Origin of the sequence: Thiomonas delicata, from assembly GCF_900088825.1 — a bacterium.
GTDB lineage: Bacteria > Pseudomonadota > Gammaproteobacteria > Burkholderiales > Burkholderiaceae_C > Thiomonas_A > Thiomonas_A delicata.
Window position 1 is genome coordinate 671,915 of sequence record NZ_LT592170.1, and the last position, 17,893, is coordinate 689,807.

At 65.0% G+C, this 17,893-nt stretch carries 15 protein-coding genes; 5 read left to right on the top strand and 10 right to left on the bottom strand.

Going from position 1 to position 17,893, the window contains the following annotated elements; genetic code table 11:
- Nucleotides 1-78: 78 nt before the first annotated feature.
- From THIARS_RS03215 to THIARS_RS03225, 3 genes are all read left to right on the top strand, one after another.
- Nucleotides 79-1,059 (top strand): fumarylacetoacetate hydrolase family protein, encoded by a 981-nt coding sequence (locus tag THIARS_RS03215; RefSeq protein WP_094159444.1) that lies wholly within the window; start codon nucleotides 79-81, stop codon nucleotides 1,057-1,059.
- A gap of 124 nt (nucleotides 1,060-1,183) precedes the next feature.
- On the top strand, nucleotides 1,184-1,870 hold the full coding sequence (locus THIARS_RS03220) for a PhaM family polyhydroxyalkanoate granule multifunctional regulatory protein (protein ID WP_094159445.1): 687 nt from the start codon (nucleotides 1,184-1,186) through the stop codon (nucleotides 1,868-1,870).
- A 168-nt stretch (nucleotides 1,871-2,038) separates the two neighbouring features.
- Nucleotides 2,039-3,259 (top strand): FIST signal transduction protein, encoded by a 1,221-nt coding sequence (locus tag THIARS_RS03225; RefSeq protein ID WP_094159446.1) that lies wholly within the window; start codon nucleotides 2,039-2,041, stop codon nucleotides 3,257-3,259.
- A 17-nt stretch (nucleotides 3,260-3,276) separates the two neighbouring features.
- Here the strand turns inward: THIARS_RS03225 and THIARS_RS03230 are convergent, their stop codons facing one another.
- The 6 genes from THIARS_RS03230 to mnmG all read right to left on the bottom strand — a co-directional run bounded on the left by THIARS_RS03230 (nucleotide 3,277) and on the right by mnmG (nucleotide 10,299).
- Entirely contained in the window at nucleotides 3,277-4,950 is a 1,674-nt protein-coding gene (locus THIARS_RS03230; RefSeq protein WP_186436548.1) for a sensor domain-containing diguanylate cyclase, read from the bottom strand.
- A 365-nt stretch (nucleotides 4,951-5,315) separates the two neighbouring features.
- Nucleotides 5,316-6,227: a ParB/RepB/Spo0J family partition protein gene (locus tag THIARS_RS03235; RefSeq protein ID WP_094159448.1), complete on the bottom strand. Its 912-nt coding sequence runs from the start codon at nucleotides 6,225-6,227 to the stop codon at nucleotides 5,316-5,318.
- A complete protein-coding gene (locus THIARS_RS03240) occupies nucleotides 6,224-6,811 on the bottom strand; it encodes an RBBP9/YdeN family alpha/beta hydrolase (RefSeq protein WP_094159449.1) in 588 nt (195 codons plus the stop codon). The genes THIARS_RS03235 and THIARS_RS03240 overlap by 4 nt, the downstream gene beginning before the upstream one ends.
- Nucleotides 6,808-7,611, bottom strand: coding sequence for a ParA family protein (locus THIARS_RS03245; RefSeq protein ID WP_094159450.1), 804 nt, complete (start codon nucleotides 7,609-7,611; stop codon nucleotides 6,808-6,810). The genes THIARS_RS03240 and THIARS_RS03245 overlap by 4 nt, the downstream gene beginning before the upstream one ends.
- A gap of 8 nt (nucleotides 7,612-7,619) precedes the next feature.
- The gene (gene rsmG, locus THIARS_RS03250; protein ID WP_094159451.1) at nucleotides 7,620-8,339 is read right to left on the bottom strand and encodes a 16S rRNA (guanine(527)-N(7))-methyltransferase RsmG; all 720 of its coding nucleotides are present in this window, start codon (nucleotides 8,337-8,339) and stop codon (nucleotides 7,620-7,622) included.
- A gap of 34 nt (nucleotides 8,340-8,373) precedes the next feature.
- Nucleotides 8,374-10,299 carry a tRNA uridine-5-carboxymethylaminomethyl(34) synthesis enzyme MnmG gene (gene mnmG / locus THIARS_RS03255; protein ID WP_094159452.1) on the bottom strand — a complete coding sequence of 642 codons (1,926 nt, stop codon included), beginning with the start codon at nucleotides 10,297-10,299 and terminating at the stop codon, nucleotides 8,374-8,376.
- Between the two features lie 642 nt (nucleotides 10,300-10,941).
- On the opposite strand from mnmG, the gene THIARS_RS03260 reads away from it, so the two are divergent.
- Entirely contained in the window at nucleotides 10,942-11,805 is an 864-nt protein-coding gene (locus THIARS_RS03260; protein ID WP_245845471.1) for an MBL fold metallo-hydrolase, read from the top strand.
- A gap of 269 nt (nucleotides 11,806-12,074) precedes the next feature.
- Here THIARS_RS03260 and THIARS_RS03265 read toward each other — a convergent pair whose 3' ends face one another.
- The 3 genes from THIARS_RS03265 to THIARS_RS03275 all read right to left on the bottom strand — a co-directional run bounded on the left by THIARS_RS03265 (nucleotide 12,075) and on the right by THIARS_RS03275 (nucleotide 15,829).
- On the bottom strand, nucleotides 12,075-12,698 hold the full coding sequence (locus THIARS_RS03265) for a MarC family protein (protein ID WP_094160596.1): 624 nt from the start codon (nucleotides 12,696-12,698) through the stop codon (nucleotides 12,075-12,077).
- Nucleotides 12,699-12,843: 145 nt separating this feature from the next.
- A complete protein-coding gene (locus tag THIARS_RS03270; protein ID WP_094159454.1) occupies nucleotides 12,844-13,803 on the bottom strand; it encodes an AAA family ATPase in 960 nt (319 codons plus the stop codon).
- 139 nt (nucleotides 13,804-13,942) lie between these two features.
- Entirely contained in the window at nucleotides 13,943-15,829 is a 1,887-nt protein-coding gene (locus THIARS_RS03275) for a potassium transporter Kup (RefSeq protein WP_094159455.1), read from the bottom strand.
- A gap of 180 nt (nucleotides 15,830-16,009) precedes the next feature.
- Between THIARS_RS03275 and hemN the strand changes: the two genes are divergently transcribed.
- Nucleotides 16,010-17,407 carry an oxygen-independent coproporphyrinogen III oxidase gene (gene hemN / locus THIARS_RS03280; protein ID WP_094160597.1) on the top strand — a complete coding sequence of 466 codons (1,398 nt, stop codon included), beginning with the start codon at nucleotides 16,010-16,012 and terminating at the stop codon, nucleotides 17,405-17,407.
- Here hemN and THIARS_RS03285 read toward each other — a convergent pair.
- A complete protein-coding gene (locus THIARS_RS03285; RefSeq protein ID WP_094159456.1) occupies nucleotides 17,393-17,881 on the bottom strand; it encodes an HIT family protein in 489 nt (162 codons plus the stop codon). The two genes, hemN and THIARS_RS03285, sit on opposite strands and share 15 nt — an antisense overlap.
- Between the last annotated feature and the right edge of the window lie 12 nt (nucleotides 17,882-17,893).

Below are 17,893 nucleotides of genomic sequence, written 5' to 3' on the forward strand. Positions count from 1 at the left end.
GTGCCCGGAGCCGATCGGTTCGCCTTCCTACAATCGTCCGCGTTCCCCGCGCCCGGGGCCAGCCCCTTTCCCTCGCCCATGAAACTCGCAAGCCTCAAGGATGGTTCCCGCGACGGCCAGCTCGCCGTGGTGTCGCGCGATCTGAAGTACGCCGTGTATGTCCAGGGATTCACGCGCTTGCAGCAAGCGCTTGACGACTGGTCGTTCGCTTCCTCGGTGCTGCAGGATCTGTCCGACGCCCTCAACGCCGGGCGCGCCCAGCATGCTTTCGACTTCGACCCTGGGCAGTGCATGGCGCCCTTGCCGCGCGCCTACCAATGGGCCGATGGTTCGGCCTATCTCAATCATGTGGAGTTGGTGCGCAAGGCCCGGGGCGCCGACATGCCTGCGAGCTTTTCCAGCGAGCCGCTGATGTACCAGGGCGCGAGCGACGCCATGCTGGGTGCGCGAGATCCCATCCTGGCGGTGAGCGAGGATTGGGGTATCGATTTCGAAGCCGAGGTCGCCGTGGTCACCGATGACGTGGCGATGGGGGTCGACGCCGAGACGGCCTTGAATCATGTTCGCCTCGTCATGCTGGCCAACGACGTGAGCTTGCGCGACCTCATCCCCGCCGAACTGGCCAAGGGTTTCGGCTTTTTCCAGAGCAAGCCGGCCAGCAGTTTCAGCCCTGTTGCCGTCACGCCGGACGAATTGGGTGGGGCCTGGCGCGCAGGCCGGCTGCACCTGGACATGCAGGTGCAGTGGAATCGCCGCGTCGTGGGCACGGCCAATGCCGGGCCCGAAATGCACTTCCACTTCGGCCAGCTCATCGCCCATGCGGCCAAGACGCGGCGGCTTGCCGCCGGCAGCATCGTCGGGTCGGGCACGGTGTCGAGCCGTGATCGAAGCCGAGGCTATTCCTGCATTGCGGAGCAGCGTGCGCTGGAGATGATCGAGCACGGCGAGGCGCGCACGGCATTCATGCGCTTTGGTGACACCGTGCGCATCGAGATGCTGGATGCGCAAGGCCGAAGCGTGTTCGGCGCCATCGAGCAGACCGTGGTGCGCGCGCCTTGACGCGCCAGACGCGGACCCTGGCAGGCACAAGAGAATCGGCCGCGGCCTTGGGGGCTGAGGTTTCAGCGCTTTGCAGTACGGATGTGCGGCGCTATGCTGGCCTCCACACGCGTGAGGTCAAACCATGAACCCCTATGCACAAGGCCATGCCATCCCGGGCATGGAGTTTTTCCAGTCCATGCTCAAGGGCGCCGGCCTGCCCACGGGATTCGCCAGCTGGATGGCCCCGACCATGGATCCGCAGGAACTGGAGCAGAAGATCACGGAGCTGAAGGCCGTGCTGCAATGGCTTGAGGCCAACGCGCGCTTGACGCAAGCGACCATCCAGGCGTTGGAGGTGCAGCGCATGACCTTGGCGGCGTTGAAATCCATGAACGTCGATCTGGGCGATCTGGCCGGACGTATGGCCGAGGCCATGCAGGCCGGCGCCCAGGACATGGCCGCCTCGTCCGCCGCCGAGCCCGAAGCGCGTGCCGGGGAGGCCTCATCGCCAGCGCCGGACGCGGAGACCGCGGCCAAGGCGGCATCGGGGCCGGCATCCCCCTTGCCCGGAATGATGGATCCGATGCAGTGGTGGAACGCCGTGAGCCAGCAGTTCAGTCAGGTCGCGACCCAGGCCCTGCGCGAGAGCCCATGGCCCATGCCCGAGAGCAGCGATGTCGGCGCCGGTGCGGAGGAGCAAGCGGGGACGCCCCGGGCCGCAAGGCCCGCCGCGCACAAGACCGCGGCGAAACCCGCCGGCAAGACGGCGAGCCGCAAAGCCCCGGGTTCGGCGAGCGGCGCGAAAGGCAGCAAACCGACGCGGACGTAGGCGTGGTGTGAACAGGCCCGAACAGGCCGGCTGGGTTCGCCCCGCGCCGGATCAAACCCATCGCAAGCCCATCGGTTTCTAGGGGTCGTGGGCGGGCGTTAGGATGGGCGCGTCCGATGCCTTCCAGGGAAGGCGTTTCTGGTTTCCCGGCTTGCGGTTTTTGTCACGATGCGTTTCATCACGGCCCATTCGTCCCATCCCAACTGGAGCACGGCGCTCGAACAGGCGCTTGCGCAGCTTGCTGCGGCGCGCGCCCAGCCCGACACCATCGCGCGTCCGAACCTGGGCCTCGTGTATTTCACGGATGCGTATGCGCCAGCCGCCGGGGCCTTGTTCGCGGCGTTGCGCGAGCGCACCGGCATTGCGCACTGGGTCGGTGGCGTGGGGGTGGGCATTGCGGCCGGGGCTCAGGAATATTTCGATCAGCCGGCGCTCGCGCTGATGCTGATGCAGATTCCGCTGCGCGATTTTCGCGTTTTTTCAGGTCTCAAACCCCTGCCGGCAGCGTCCACCGGCTGGCGCGGGGCGCAGACGGCCATGGTGCACGGCGATCCCGCCACACCCGAGATGGACGGCCTGGTGCTCGACATGGCGGCGCGCACGGCGTCGCGGCATGTCTGGGGCGGTCTGGTGTCATCGCGGCAGGAGGCGGTGCAGATCGCCGACGGGGTTTTCCATGGCGGCTTGTCGGGGGTCGCGTTTTCCTCGCGCGTGGCGCTGGCCGGGGGTTTGACCCAGGGATGTGAACCGGTGGGTCCGCCGCGTGCGATCACGCGCTGTTCGCAAAACGTGATCTATGCCCTCGACGGCGAGCCGGCGCTGGGCGTCCTGCTCCAGGATCTTGGCGAGGCTGAATTCGAGTTGCCGCGCCTGGCGCCGCGGCTGCGATCCACCTTGGCCGGGCTGTCGCCGGCGACGTCGGCGTCGCCATTCCAAACCCGGCATCTCGGTGCCGAGACCTCGGTGCGGCATCTGATCGGGGTCGACCCGGCCGGCCGGGGCGTGGCCATCGCCGGGGCTCCCGAAACGGGCATGCGTCTGCGTTTTTGCCGGCGTGACCTGCAGGCCGCACGACGCGACCTGATCCGCCTATGCGCCGAGGTGCGCGACGAACTGGAGCAGCGGCGCGAAGTGCGCATCGCGGCGACGCAACCCGGCACCACCCTCGCCTACCCGGGGCCCGTACCCGCGCGCGGAGCCGTGTATGTGTCGTGCACCGGGCGAGGCGGGCCCCATTTCGGCGGGCCTTCTGCCGAACTCGCCTTGGTGCGGCAGCATCTGGGCGACATTCCGCTGGTCGGTTTCTTCGCCGCAGGCGAGATCGCGGGCGACCGTCTTTATGGCTATACGGGCGTTCTCACGGTTTTCGCCGAGGATCCCGTCATGTAAGACGCGTCCGGTTCGCCTCACGGCGAATTGGAAGGCCAGATCGCCGGCCGGGTGAACTGGAACAGGGGCGTTTGTTCACCCTCACCCTGGGCGTGCGCTTCGGTCCAGATGACGTAGGTGTCGCGGCCTTGCGATTTCGCCCGGTACATCGCGGTGTCGGCGCGCAGCATCAAGGTTTCAAGCGGGCATGGCGAGGCGGGGTCGTCGCTGGCAATGCCGATGCTGGCGCTCGAGCGCAGGGGCTGACCATGCAGTCCTTGCAGGACATAAGGGGCGCGCAGGCGTTCCAGCAAATGCGCGGCCAGATCCTCGGCCAGACGCGGCGACGGGAGGTTGGGCAACAGGACGGCGAATTCGTCGCCGCCGAGCCTGGCACAGACCGCGTCCCGTCCCGCTGCCGCCTCGATGCGCTGCGCGGCGGCCTGAATGAGCGCATCGCCGGCGGCGTGCCCGAACACGTCGTTGATGCGCTTGAGACCGTCCAGATCCAGCCACAGCACAGCCAGTGTGGCACCGCTGCGGTGGGTGCGCTCAAGCGCTTTCGAGCCGGCGTCGAACAAGCCCGTTCGATTGTTGAGCCCGGTCAGCGGATCCTGCATGGTCAGGGCTTGTAGACGAAGTGTGCGCTCACGCATTTGCGCGATGCGGATGGATAGGCCGAAGCTCAGCAACAGGGCGAGCAGCACGGCGACCCATTCGAACGCGTCCGTGGTCCAGACGTTTTCGGGAAACAGCCCGGCGCTACGCCCCAAGGTGGCAAAGCCGCTGGCGAGCATGAGCACGCTGCTCACCAGGAGGATTCCCGCAGGCACGAACTGGTGGCGTGTGCGCAGCGCGGCGGTCAGGGTGATGGCGACCGCGCTGATGGCGATGAGCAAGAGGGAGGGCAGCAAGATCCATGTGGTGCCGGGAATCAGCCTAACCAGAGCGAGCGCGACGCAGAACCACTGCAGCAGCGCGAGCGCAAGATCGGCGTAGGGCAGGCGCTGCGCCAGCAGGAGATAGATGCGAACGAAGAACAGGCCTCCCGCGCACATGAGCAGGGAAGCGGTGACGGGCAGCAGGGCCTGGATGGCGTATTGCCCTGGCCAGACGTAGAGCTGGCCGATGCCGGTGACCGCGGCGAGATACAGCATCGTGCCTGCCTGCCACAGCACGTAGGCGGCGTAGGCCGGGTCGCGGGAACTGAGGAACAGCGCTCCGTTGTAGAGAAGCAGCGCGAGCAGCAGGCCGAAAAAGAGACCCTGGACGAGGGCGTCGTGATGCGTGCGCGCCTCGTAGGCCGATGGCTGCCACAGGCGCACCACGGGCGCGATGGCCTCGTGCTGTTCCAGTCTCAGCAGGAGTGTGGAAGGGGTTGTCACGCGCGGCAGCTTGAAGGCGGTATGGCGCTGGTCGTACAGGCGCTTGAGCGGAGCCGGTTCCACTCCTTGGGCTGGCGCGCCGTCTTTCCCCTCGATGACGAGGAAGGCTTGGGCATGCGTCCAGATCGGTCGGCCCAGTTCGAGCACGAGGGGGCCCGGGGCGTCGGGGTCGGGCTGCAGCCGGATTCGCACCCACACGGCGTGGTTGATCAAGCCGAGATTGTTTCCCGCGGGGCGGGTGAACACATGATCGGGGACCGTGGACGCCTGGGCGGCGGTAAGTTTCTCGGCGTCCGCTTGCCGCCAGACGCCGAAACGCAGGCCCACGTCGATGTGGCTGGCCTGGGCCGACAGGCGGACGCGGGGAAGCTCTGTGGACGCGCGCGACTCGACAGTCGGGGATCTGGGTGCTGGGGTTGTCGAAGTAGGGTTTGCGCTTGAGATGGCGGTTCGCGGCCCCGCTCCAGGCGCGTTTGCCGGCAACGCGGGCTGGGCATGGGGCCGCTCTCCGGCGAGCACGCCGACACAAATCGAAATGGCCAGCGGCCACAAGACGCGCAGAGCATGGTCCATCTTGCATGGACTCCCCGGGGTTCAGGCCGGAAGGCCTGCCATGGACAGGCAGTGTAGGCGCGCGGCAGCGCGCCGCCATCGCTTGTTCGGGGGTAGGAAGAGGCGTCGCCGCGCGGGGTTCAGCCTTTCGGACGCAGCAAGGCGATCAAGCCGTTGAGTTCGTCGAGCGAATGAAAACCCAGGCTGATCTCACCGCGCAAAGCCTTTCCGCCCTTCTTGACGCGGATCTGCACGGGCGCGGCGAGATGCTCGGACAGTTCGGTGGCGAGGCGTTCGAGATCCCTTGCGTCGCGATCGGGCCGGGCCGCGGGGCGGTGCTTCGAGCCGTCTGCTTGCGCGGCGCGGGCGCAGAGGCGCTCGGTTTCGCGGACCGACAGCTGCTTGGCATGGACTTGTTGCGCGACCTGGATCTGACCCGCGGCATCCAGCGCCAGCAGGGCGCGGGCATGGCCCATGTCGAGGTCGCCCGCCAGCAGCATGGCCTGGACGGGCTCGACGAGATTGATCAATCGCAGCAGATTGCTCACGGCCGCGCGCGAGCGGCCGACGGCCTGCGCCGCTTGCTCATGCGTGAAATGAAATTCGGCGATCAGGCGCTGGATGCCTTGGGCTTCCTCGAGCGGGTTGAGGTCTTCGCGCTGGATGTTTTCGATCAAGGCCATGGCCAGCGCGGCCTGGTCGGGCACTTCGCGCACCAGCACCGGGACGCTGTCGAGCCCGGCCAGGCGCGCAGCGCGGCTGCGGCGCTCGCCGGCGATGATCTCGTAGCGCCCTTCCCCCAGCGGCCGCACCAGGATCGGCTGCATCACGCCTTGCGCCTTGATGCTCTCGGCCAGCTCGTACAGCGCGCCTTCGTCCATGCGGGTGCGAGGCTGGTATTTGCCCGGCACCAGCGCGTCGAGCGGGAGGGTCGTGGGGCTGCCCGCCGGCCCGATGTCCGCGCCTTGCGCGCCGAGCAGGGCTTCAAGCCCGAGGCCCAGGCCTTTTCGTTTCTTGCCGGTGGAGGGGGTTGGGGATGGATTCGCGCTCATGGATGGCGTGCCGCTTGGTTGGGGGTGGATGAAGCGATGGCCGGAGTGGCGAGTTCGAGCAGCCAGGCCCGCCCTTGCGGCCAGTCGCCCAGTTCGCTGTCGGTATTGATGTGCCCGAGCGGCCCGGCATCGGTCTGCCGCGCGCCCCAGGCGCTAGCCAGCCGGGAGGCGGCGGAGATGGTGCAGAACGGATCGTTGCTGCTGTAGACGAGGTGGGCAGGGAACGGCAGCGGCCGTGCTGTTGCGGGCCTCCAGCTGTGCAAGGCCGCGGGCAGCGTCGGCTGATCGAGGTCGGGAGGTGCGACCAGCAGCGCGCCGCAGACGCGGCCGGTATGCCGGCTGGCGTTTGCCCAGGCGCTGACGAGATGGCAGCCGAGGCTGTGGGCAGCCAGGAGGACGGGCTCCCGCGCCTCCAGCACGGCGGTTTCGAGCTGGCAGAGCCAGTCACCACGCAGCGGGGTGTCCCAGTCATGCTGTTGCACGCGCCGGTCGCCATGGCGCTGTTCCCACAGGCTTTGCCAATGCCGGGGCCCCGAGCCTTGCCAGCCCGGCAGAAGCAGAACGGTGAGGTCGGCGGGCGTCATGGTTCGACCGCGGCGGCCGGCGTCCTCGCCGCTGGAGCTTGCACCCGGCGGACCATTTCCTCGGCGAATTCGATGTAGGCCTGGGCGCCGCGGCTTGATTTGTCGAAGACGACCCCCGGTTGGCCGTAGCTCGGGGCTTCCGCCAGGCGCACATTGCGCGGAATCACGCTTTCGAACACCTTGGCGCCGAAGTGGGTCTTGAGTTGTTCGCTGACCTGCTGTTGCAGGGTGATGCGCGGGTCGAACATCACGCGCAGCAGGCCGATCAGGATGAGGTCGGGGTTCAGCTTGGTGTGGACTTGGCGCACGGTGTTGACCAGATCCGACAAACCTTCGAGCGCGAAGTACTCGCACTGCATGGGCACGACGACGCCATGCGCTGCGCACAGGCCGTTGAGCGTGAGCAGCCCGAGCGATGGAGGTGAGTCGATGAGGACGAAGTCATAATCCGCTTGCACGGCCTTGAGCGCGTCCTTGAGCCGATGTTCGCGCCGCTCCAGATCCACCAGTTCCACTTCGGCGCCAGCCAGTTCGCGGTTGGCGCCGAGCACGTCGTATCCCGCAATGTCGCTGTGACGCCGGGCTTCGGCGATGGAGGCCAGGCCGAGCAGGACTTGGTAGACGCTGGGGGCGAGGGCGCGCTTGTCGATTCCGGAGCCCATGGTCGCGTTGCCCTGCGGATCGAGGTCGACAAGCAGGACGCGCTGCCCGACCTGAGCCAGTCCGGCGGCGAGATTGACACTGGTGGTGGTCTTCCCGACTCCGCCCTTCTGATTGGCGACGCAAAATACCGATGCCATCCTATCTCCTAGCGTGAGCCTTGGTCTTGGGTTGAAATGGTGCGACGCAGCATCCAAACCACGCAGCGCTGCGCTTGCAATCCCGGTACGTCCAGGGTTTGCACCTGGGTTTCGATCTCGGCGGGCAGCGCCGCGAGTTCCTCCCGCGGCGGGAGCCCCTTCATGGCGGCCCAGCGGCCTTCTTGCGCCAGAAGGCGCTCGGTCAGTTTCACCAGCGTGGCCAAGTCGCTGAAGGCCCGGCTGGTGATGCAATCGTAGGTCTGGCCTTCGAGTTGTTCGACGCGGCCATGCTGGACTTCGACGTTTTGCAGGCGCAGTTCGACGGCGGCTTGCTGCATGAAGGCGCATTTCTTCTGCACGGCATCGTTCAGTGTGACCTGTATGTCAGGCCGCATGATGGCCAGAACGAGCCCCGGCAGGCCGCCCCCTGAGCCCACGTCAAGCAGGCGCCGCGGGGACTGCTCGGCCAAGGTTGGCAGCAGGGCCAGGCAGTCGGCCAGATGCAGGGTGAGCATTTGTTGCGGTTCGCGCACGGCCGTGAGGTTGTAGACGCGGTTCCAGCGCTCCAGGAGGTCGAGATAGGCGAGAAGTTGCCCGCGCTGCTGCTCCGAGGACGCCAGCTTCAAGGCGTCAAGCAGCTGAAGCAGTTGCACTGAGCGCGTGGAGGCCGCCTCCGCTGTGTCGTTGCCGCGCGCGTGTTGCGGGGTTCCGGTGTGGCGCGCGCTCATCGGGCAGACTCTTCCAGCAGGCTCGGGATGGGCTTCATGCCGCCTGCGGCGTGCTGGCCGGGCGCAGGCGTTTCTTGCGCAAGTGAACCAGCAGCAGGGAAATGGCCGCCGGCGTCACGCCCGAAATGCGCGAGGCCTGGCCCAGCGTCTGCGGACGGGCGCGGCTCAGCTTTTGCTGCACCTCGATCGAGAGGCCGCGCACGGCGCTGTAATCCAGGTCCGCTGGCAGGGCTAGTTGTTCGTAGTCGGCGGCGCGCTGGACGTCGAGTTGCTGGCGGTCGATGTAGCCGGCGTATTTCACGCCGATTTGCACTTGTTCGGCCTGTTCGGGTGTGAGGGGTTCGGGCGCCGCGTAGCGCCCTTGCAGCGCCGTTGTCAGTCGCGTGTAATCGACTTCCGGGCGGCGCAGCAAATCTTCCAGGCGGTATTCCCGCTCGATAGCCTGCCCCACGAGTTGCAAGGCCTCGGCTGGCGGCAGCGTTTCGGGCTGAACCCAGGTCAGGCGCAGTCGCTGGCGTTCGCGCTCGATCGCGTCACGCTTGCGGCAGAAATGGTCCCAGCGGGCATCGTCGACCAGGCCCAGGCGGCGACCGGTTTCGGTGAGGCGCAAATCGGCGTTGTCTTCGCGCAGACTCAGGCGGTACTCGGCCCGGCTGGTAAACATCCGATAAGGTTCGCTGACCCCCTTGGTGATGAGATCGTCCACCAGCACGCCGAGGTAGGCGCTGTCGCGCCGCGGGCACCAGGGTTCGCGGCCGAGAACTTTGAGCGCGGCGTTGGCGCCGGCCAGCAGGCCTTGGGCCGCGGCTTCCTCATAGCCCGTCGTGCCGTTGATTTGGCCGGCGAAGAACAGGCCTTCGATGGCGCGTGTTTCCAATGAACTGTTCAATGCGCGCGGATCGAAGTAGTCGTATTCGATCGCATAGCCCGGGCGCAGCAGATGGGCTTGTTCCAGGCCTTGAATCGAGTGGACGAGTTCGAGTTGGATGTCGAAAGGCAGGCTGGTTGAAATGCCGTTCGGATAGAACTCATGCGTGGTGAGCCCTTCGGGCTCGAGGAAGATTTGGTGCGCGCCCTTCGTCGCGAAGCGGTGAATCTTGTCTTCGATGCTGGGGCAGTAGCGAGGCCCCACGCCTTCGATCACGCCGGTATACATCGGACTGCGGTCGAGTCCACGCCGGATGATGTCATGCGTCCGGGCATTGGTGTGGGTGATCCAGCAGGGCAATTGCGCAGGATGCTGCTCGGCCCGGCCGAGAAAACTGAAGACCGGTACTGGATCGAGATCGCCGGGCTGCTCCTCCATTTTGCTGAAGTCGATGCTGCGCCCGTCGATGCGCGGCGGGGTTCCCGTCTTGAGACGGCCCTGGGGTAGTTTCAGCTCGCGCAGGCGTTGGCCGAGGGTCGTGGCTGGCGGGTCTCCGGCTCGCCCGGCGGCGTAATGCTCAAGGCCGATGTGGATCTTGCCGTTGAGAAAAGTCCCTGCAGTCAGGACGACGGTGCGGCCCCGAAAATGGATCCCGCTTTGCGTGACGGCACCGCAAACACGCTCGCCAAGCCCATTGGTTTCGAGTAGAAGATCGTCGACCCCCTGTTGAAACATCCAGAGGTCGGGTTGATTCTCCAGTCTGCGCCTGATGGCTGCCTTGTAGAGAATCCGGTCGGCTTGGGCCCTGGTGGCACGAACGGCGGGGCCCTTGCTGCCGTTGAGGACGCGGAATTGGATGCCAGCCTCGTCGGTGGCCATCGCCATCGCACCGCCCAAGGCATCCAGTTCTTTCACCAAGTGGCCCTTGCCAATGCCGCCGATGGATGGATTACAGGACATCTGGCCGAGGGTTTCGATGTTGTGCGTGAGCAGGAGCGTTTTGGCGCCCATGCGCGCGGCGGCCAGGGCCGCCTCGGTGCCGGCGTGCCCTCCGCCAATGACGATGACGTCGAAAATTTTTGGGTAATCCATCCTGGGGAACCTCTTCTGACCGCAATGATTGTAGTTCTGCCAAGGCGTCAGCCGCTTCCATGTTTCACGTGGAACATCGGCAGGCGTCTGATGCGAGGGGCGCGGCTGCTTCAGAATTGAGGTTGACTGTGGTTTGCATTCGTGTGAAGCGGAGAAATGTGGAAATCATTTTGATCTTCGAGCGCTAAACAACTCTGGGATCGGTGGACGATGAGTCAAGCGGATTATGCTAAGGCTCCATCCCGTATCCGAAATGGCAGCACATCAAGGAGACAAGACAGCTTCCGAAAGAGATTTTGCTGCATGAGCCACAAACGCCCGATACGACCATCATGATGCACGTCGCCAAATTGGAGAAAACGGCCGAAGAGGCGAAGGCGCAATGATTTGAGCGACGCCGCGGCTGAGGCCGAAGCGCCGATTCGACGGGTGTTCCACGTGGAACACCCGTTTTATTTTGTGCGTTGCCGCTAGGGTTGCGGCCCAGGGGGCGTCTACACTTGGTTACATCAGACCTCGGGTAGATAGATGGAAGCGAACGCACAACATGGGCCGCCGCGGTGGAAGTTTTGGCTCCTGGTCATCCTATGGGTATGGCCCAGCCTTTCAGGTGCGAGGGCCCAAGGGCTTGCGCCACTGCCATTGCAGCAATTGACAGCGCATGTCTACGCTGTCATTGGGGACAGCGGACCAGCGAGTTCAGCCAATCGGGGTTTCAACGCGAACGCCGGCTTTGTCGTGACCCCGGCCGGAGTCGTCGTATTCGACAGTTTGGGCACCGCGCCACTCGGCGAAGCTTTGGTGCAAGCCATTCGTCGCGTGACCCGACAACCGATCAAGCTGGTCGTCATCAGCCACTATCACGCCGACCATTTTTATGGATTGCAGGCTTTCAAGGCCCAGGGCGCCGAAGTTTGGGCGCAATCACATGCAAAACAGGAACTCGCGTCGGATCTGATCCAACAGAGGTTGGCGCAGCGGCAGCGCGATCTCTATCCCGATGTCGACGACAAGCAGCGCATCGTCCCGGCCGACAAGTGGATTGACGGGGATCATGCTTTTGAATTGGGTGGAATTCATTTCAAGATCATCACAGCCGGGCCGGCGCATACAGCCGAAGACATCATGCTGTGGGTGCAGGAGCCCAGGGTTTTGTTCGCCGGCGATTTGTTCTTCCAGGGGCGGGTGCCCTATGTCGTCGGCGCCAATCTCAAGGGATGGCTCGCTTCGCTCGGCAAGATGTCGACGCTTGAAGCGGATTGGGTCGTCCCCGGTCATGGACAGCCTTCGCGCGACCCCAAGCCGGGCATCGCGTTGACGCGGGACTATCTGCAATCCTTGATGGCATCGATGGGAAAGGGCGCGGAGGAGATGCTCACCTTCGACGAGGCCTATGCCCGAGTCGACTGGGGGCCCTGGGTATCGATGCCTGCATTCGAGGCGGCCAATCGCCTCAATGCCTATACGGCCTACCTGGAAATGCAGCAGGAACTCTTGAACAAATAGCGCGAGGCCGCAGGTCGCATGATCCGGCGCGAAGTCAAAAAAGAAAAGGCGCCGGAACAAGTGTTCAGGCGCCCTGGTTTCAGCATTTGCCGCTGATGGCTGTGGGGTTTTGCGGTTGCCCGTGATCCCCTTGGATTGTCTCCTCAGTGCTCACCCTTGGACTGCTGCGCGCAAGCATTGCGAATGCTCAAGATTATTGAGGTGGAATCAGGATTTCGCACGCGGGAAAACCCTCGGCTCGCGGGCAGGGCGCCGGGGCGGCGACGTTTTCAACGTCCAAGCCCGGGAAACAGCTTGAGCAGGCCATCGCTCATCATTTCGACGGACAACGCGGCCAGGATCAACCCCATCAGGCGGGTCATCACATTGATGCCCGTCTTGCCCAGAAAGCCGGCGATGCGCTCCGCGGCGCGAAAGGACAGCGCGGCGGCCAACGCAATGACGACGCCGTACGACACCAACACGAGCAGATCCGTCCAGTGCCGCGCCTTGTTGGCATAAATGATGACCGTGCTGATCGTCGCGGGTCCCGTCAGCAGCGGAATGGTCAGCGGAACGACGGCAACGCTGGCGCGCGCAGCGGCTTCATCCACTTCTTCCGGGGTCGAGCGCACCGCGCCGGTGCGAGCGTTCAGCATGCTGATCGAGGAGATGAGCAGCAACATGCCGCCCCCGACCTGGAAAGAGGCCAGGGAAATACCAAAGAAATGCAGCAACTCGATGCCAACCAGGGCGCTGATTGCAATCACCAGAAAAGCGGAGAAGGCGCTGATGTAAATTGTTCTCTTGCGCTGTTCTACCGTGAAATTTTCGGTAAACATGATAAAAAATGGAATCGCACCCAGCGGATTGACGATCGCCAGCAACGCAACAAGGGGTTTGATCAGATTCATAAGGCGAGGCGGGTGTGGCGAGTAGGCGAGCAACGCCCGGGGATCAAGACGCGGCTGGGCGGCAATCTTGCGCAGCTGCATATCATCACACACAAGCCAAAAAAGGGACAGGAAAGCCCCCCCGATTCCGGTTCGGCCTTCTCTTCTATTGCACGAAACCTATGCGCGCATGGCGTTTGGAGGTGTGAGGGATGAAGTCCTGGCGCCGTAGCGTGCGTCGTCCGTCAAGCTTGGCCGCGCCGAAAGCGCCTGTGATCAGGCGGCGCAATTCACGGGGTTTGAACTGCGCGAGAAAATCGAGGACGTCGTCATCCAGGTAGGCGGGGAATTCGGCGCCCCAGTCATGGCCGTCGCGAATCGCGCTGTAGAGGCGTGCCGCGATGGCGCGCAGGCCCGCTTCGTCAGGGGGCTCGATCTCGTAGACATTGAGCCGGTTGAGTATGGGCTCCGGGATGCCCGAAGCGTCATTGGCCGTGGCGACCCAGACCACCGCGCTGCAATCGATGGGTATTTCAGCGAACTCGTCGGTGAAATGCCGAGCCGTGTCGAACTCCAGCAAGCTATAGAGGGCGCCGAGCGGATCGTATTGCGCGGCCGAAGCCGCCTTGTCGATTTCGTCGATGACCACCACGGGGTTGGCGAACTCACCCTGGACCAGGGTTTCAAACACCTTGCCTGGGCGCGCGCCCTTCCATTGCGACGACGAGCCCGAGAGAATCCACCCGGCAGTCAGCGCATTCATCGGGGCGAGTGCCCAAGACGTGCCGAGAAGCTCGGCGACGCGGCGGGCAAAGTGGGTCTTGCCGATGCCTGGCTCGCCCAGGAGCAGCATGGGCGTGATCTCGATGGCGTCACGGCTGTCGGCCGCGAGGGCCACCGAGCGGCGAATGTCCTCCAGGGGCTCCTCGAAGTTGGGCAACTCCTGGTGGAGGGCGCCCATATCGGGCAACTCCGCGGGCTTGATCGCCAGCCGCTGACCGCCGGCCTCGATCATCTGCGCATAGGTATGGCGGAGCTGGTCGTGAGCCTCGGGCTGCAAGCCCTTGAGCTTGCGCTCGACATCCTCGACAGCATAGACGGACTTGTAGGCGGCAACGGCAAACATGAAGCACCTCCAATGGCGAACGACGGCATCAACCCCGTCATGCATCAATCATGCCTACGAAGAGCCGGTTTGCAAGCGGGTGATGGACGAATCCTGGGCGAAGCCGTGAATTTCAGCACATCTGCGCGAAATTTTTCGCTCAGATCTCGATCTGCGTGCCCAGTTCCACAACCCGGTTGGGCGGAATGCGGAAGTAGTCGGAGGCTTCTTGGGCGTTTCGGCTCATCCAGGAGAACAGCACTTCGCGCCACGGCGCCATACCCGGCAGCTTGGAGGGAATGATGGTCTGGCGTGCCAGGAAGAAAGAGGTCTCCATCAGGTGGAACTCCAGCCCGTGCATGCGCTCGCATTCCTTCAGCAGACTCTGGATGTCCGGCTCGTCCTTGAAGCCAAAGTCCACATGCAGCAGGTAGATGCCCTCCTCCATGGTGGTGAGCTGCACGCCTTGCTCGGGGGGCACATGGGGCACGTCAGCCGTTTGCGCCGAGAGGAAGATCACCCGCTCGTGCAGCACCTTGTTGTGCTTGAGGTTGTGCAGCAGCGCGTGCGGCACGGTGTTGGCGTCGGGCGTGAGATAGATGGCCGTGCCTTCCACCCGCGTGGGCGGGTAGGTGGACAGGCTATGGACGAAATCCTTGAGGTTGAGCGCATGCTCCTGCAGTTGGCGCTTGAGCAGGGTGCGGCCACGCTTCCATGTTGACAGCAGAATGTAGAACGCCGTGCCGAACACCAGCGGGAACCAGCCGCCATGGTCGATCTTCAGCGAATTGGAGGCGAGGAACAGCGTCTCGACCAGCACCAAGGGCAGGAACACCAGGTTGGTGCGCCGCGCGCTCCAATTCCAGCGCTTGGGCGCCACCATCCATAGAAAGATGGTGGTGGTGACCATGGTGATGTTGACGGCGATGCCGTAGGCCGCGGCCAGGTTGTCCGAGGTGCGGAAGGCCAGCACCAGGAGGACGACGAAGATCAGCAGCATCCAGTTAATGAATGGCACGTAGATCTGGCCTTGATTGCGCTCGTTGGTGAACTGCACCTTCATGCGCGGCAGATAGCCCAGCTTGATGGCCTGGGTGGTCATGGAATAGGCGCCCGAGATCACCGCTTGCGACGCAATGACCGTCGCCATCGCGGACAGAATCACCAGGGGCCACAGCGCCCAGTCGGGAGCCAGGTAGAAGAACGGGTTTTTCACCGTCTCGGGATGCGCCAGCACCAGCGCGCCCTGGCCGAAGTAATTCAGCAGCAGGCCGGGCATCACCACGGCCAGCCAAGCCCTGCGGATGGGTTGGCGGCCGAAATGGCCCATGTCGGCATAGAGCGCCTCGCCGCCCGTCAGCGTGAGGAACACGGCGCCGAGCAGGAACAACGCCAGCCCCGGCTCGCGGATGAACATGTCCACGCCCCACCATGGATTCAAGGCGAGCAGAACCGTGGGGTTGCGTACGATCTGCATCAACCCGAGCACACCCAAGGCGGCGAACCAGACCATCATGACGGGACCGAAATAAGCCCCGACCAGCGCCGTGCCGCGCTTTTGCACCAGAAACAGGCCGATGAGGATGAGCACCGTGAGCGGCACCACGGCATCGTGCAGCAAGGGGGTCGCCACCGTCGTGCCCTCGATCGCCGACAGCACCGAGATGGCCGGCGTGATGATGCTGTCGCCATAGAACATCGAAGCCCCGATCAGGCCGAGCGACACCGCGATCGTGCGCCCGCGCGTGCGCGGCGCATAGCGGCGCATCACCAGGGCCATCAGCGCCAGGATGCCGCCCTCGCCCTGGTTGTCGGCGCGCAGCGCCAGCATCACGTATTTCACCGTGACGATGATGGTCAGCGCCCAGAAGATGAGCGACAGCACGCCGTAAATATTCGGCGCGCTGTAGCCGAGATCGTGTGCGGGATTGAAAGCCTCCTTGAAGGCGTAGAGCGGGCTCGTGCCGATATCGCCATACACCACCCCAAGAGCCCCCAGGCTGAGCGCAGCCATCGAACCCTTGTGTTGTATTTCGCTGTTTTGCATAGGTGAAACCCGGTGCGGCAAGATTCCCGCACTGCGGCCCGGAATGGAAAGAACAGGCATCTTAGAGCGATTTTGCGTTGCAGCATGAGGACGATTCCCCCCTATTGCCAGGGAGGTGTGCCCTTGCTCGTTGCGCTAGATCAAAGACGTGGTGACGGCGAACCCGCATAGTGCATGCTCATGATGCCCACGAATCTCGATTTCCAGCCCGACCTCATCCGCCGCTTCGACGTGGCCGGTCCGCGCTACACCTCCTATCCCACGGCCGACCGCTTTCGCCAGGATTTCCGGGCCGCCGACTATGCCGCGGCCCTGCGCGAGCGCGGCCAGGATACGGCCACGCCGCTGTCGCTCTACGCGCACATCCCGTTTTGCGAGACCCTGTGCTACTACTGCGGCTGCAACAAGATCCCGACCAAGAACCACGCGCGCAGCGGCCCTTACCTCGACCAGGTCGAGCGGGAAATGGAGCGTGTGGCCTCCTTGCTGGGCGCGCGCCTGCGGGCGACGCAGCTGCACTGGGGCGGCGGCACGCCGACCTTCCTGTCCGACCAGGAGGCCGGGCGGCTGATGGAGATGACGCACCGTTATTTCGCCCTCCAACCCGGGGGCGAGTACTCCATCGAGATCGACCCGCGCAAGGTCGGCAAGGACCGTGTCGCGCATCTGGCCGCGCTGGGCTTCAACCGGATGAGCGTGGGCGTGCAGGATTTCGATCCCGCCGTGCAGCAGGCGGTCAACCGCATCCAGAGTGTCGAGGAGACCCGGGACGTCATCCAGGCGGCCCGCGCCAACGGTTTCGCCTCGGTCAGCATCGACCTGATCTACGGGTTGCCGCGCCAGAATCCTTTCAATTTCGCCGCCACGCTGGAGCAGGTGGTCGATCTGCGCCCCGACCGCGTCGCGCTGTACAGCTATGCGCACCTGCCGCAGCGTTTCACGCCGCAACGGCGCATCGACGCGGCCGATCTGCCCGAGCCGCAGGCCAAGCTGGTCTTGCTGGGCCTGGCCATCCGCAGGCTGGCGCACGCCGGCTATGTCTACATCGGCATGGACCACTTCGCGCTGCCCGATGACGAACTCGCGCGGGCGCAACGCGAAGGCCAGCTGCACCGCAATTTCCAGGGCTATTCCACCCAGGCCGACCTCGACCTGCTGGCCTTCGGCGTCTCGGGCATTTCCAAGCTCGGGCGCCACTACATCCAGAACGCCAAGTCGCTGGAGGCCTATGGCGCCGCGCTCGCCGCAGGCGAGCTTCCGGTCGATCGCGGCCTGACCCTCGGCGACGACGACCTCATGCGCCGCGACGCCATCCAGCGCCTGATGTGCGATTTCGCGCTCGACCTGCAGGACCTCGCGCAGCGGCACGGCCTGCGCGATGCCCAGACTTATTTCGCGGCCGACCTCAAGCGCCTGGAACCGCTGGAGCAGGCGGGGCTGCTGCAACGCGACGGCCTCGCCCTGCGCGTCACCCCGCAGGGGCGTTTGCTGGTGCGCGTCATCGCCATGCAGTTCGACCGGCATTTGCACGATGCCGCCAGCCTGCTGCAGGCGCCGCGCTATTCAAGAGTGATCTGACCCTTCCGCTGCCTCGGGCGGCGGAGCGAAGCGCGCGCGCAATGCCGTGCGCAGGCGCGCATCCAATGCCGGAAGCGCGGCGCGCAGCGCGTCCAGGCGCGCGACGTCGGCCTCGCGCTGCGGCGGCGCCCACACCGGCTGCGGCCAATGCGCGTCCCGGTTCCAGCGGGCGACGAGATGCCAGTGCAGGTGCGGCACGACATTGCCCAGGCTGGCAAGATTGATCTTGTGTGCGCCGAGCGCGGTGCGCATCTCGCGCTCGACCAAGGCCACCGCGTCCATGCATACGCCGCGCTGCAAGGGGTCCAGGTCGGTGAACTCGGCCGCATGCGTCTGCCACACCAGGCGATAGGTGGCCGGGTGCAGCGCCTCCTCGGCGCGGATCAGGCGCATCCAGCGCCCATTCCACACCGGCAGTCCGCCGGCCCCGGTGCACAGCGGGCAGTCCTGCGCTTGTGTGGCGGCCGTCGTCATGGTGCGCGAGGC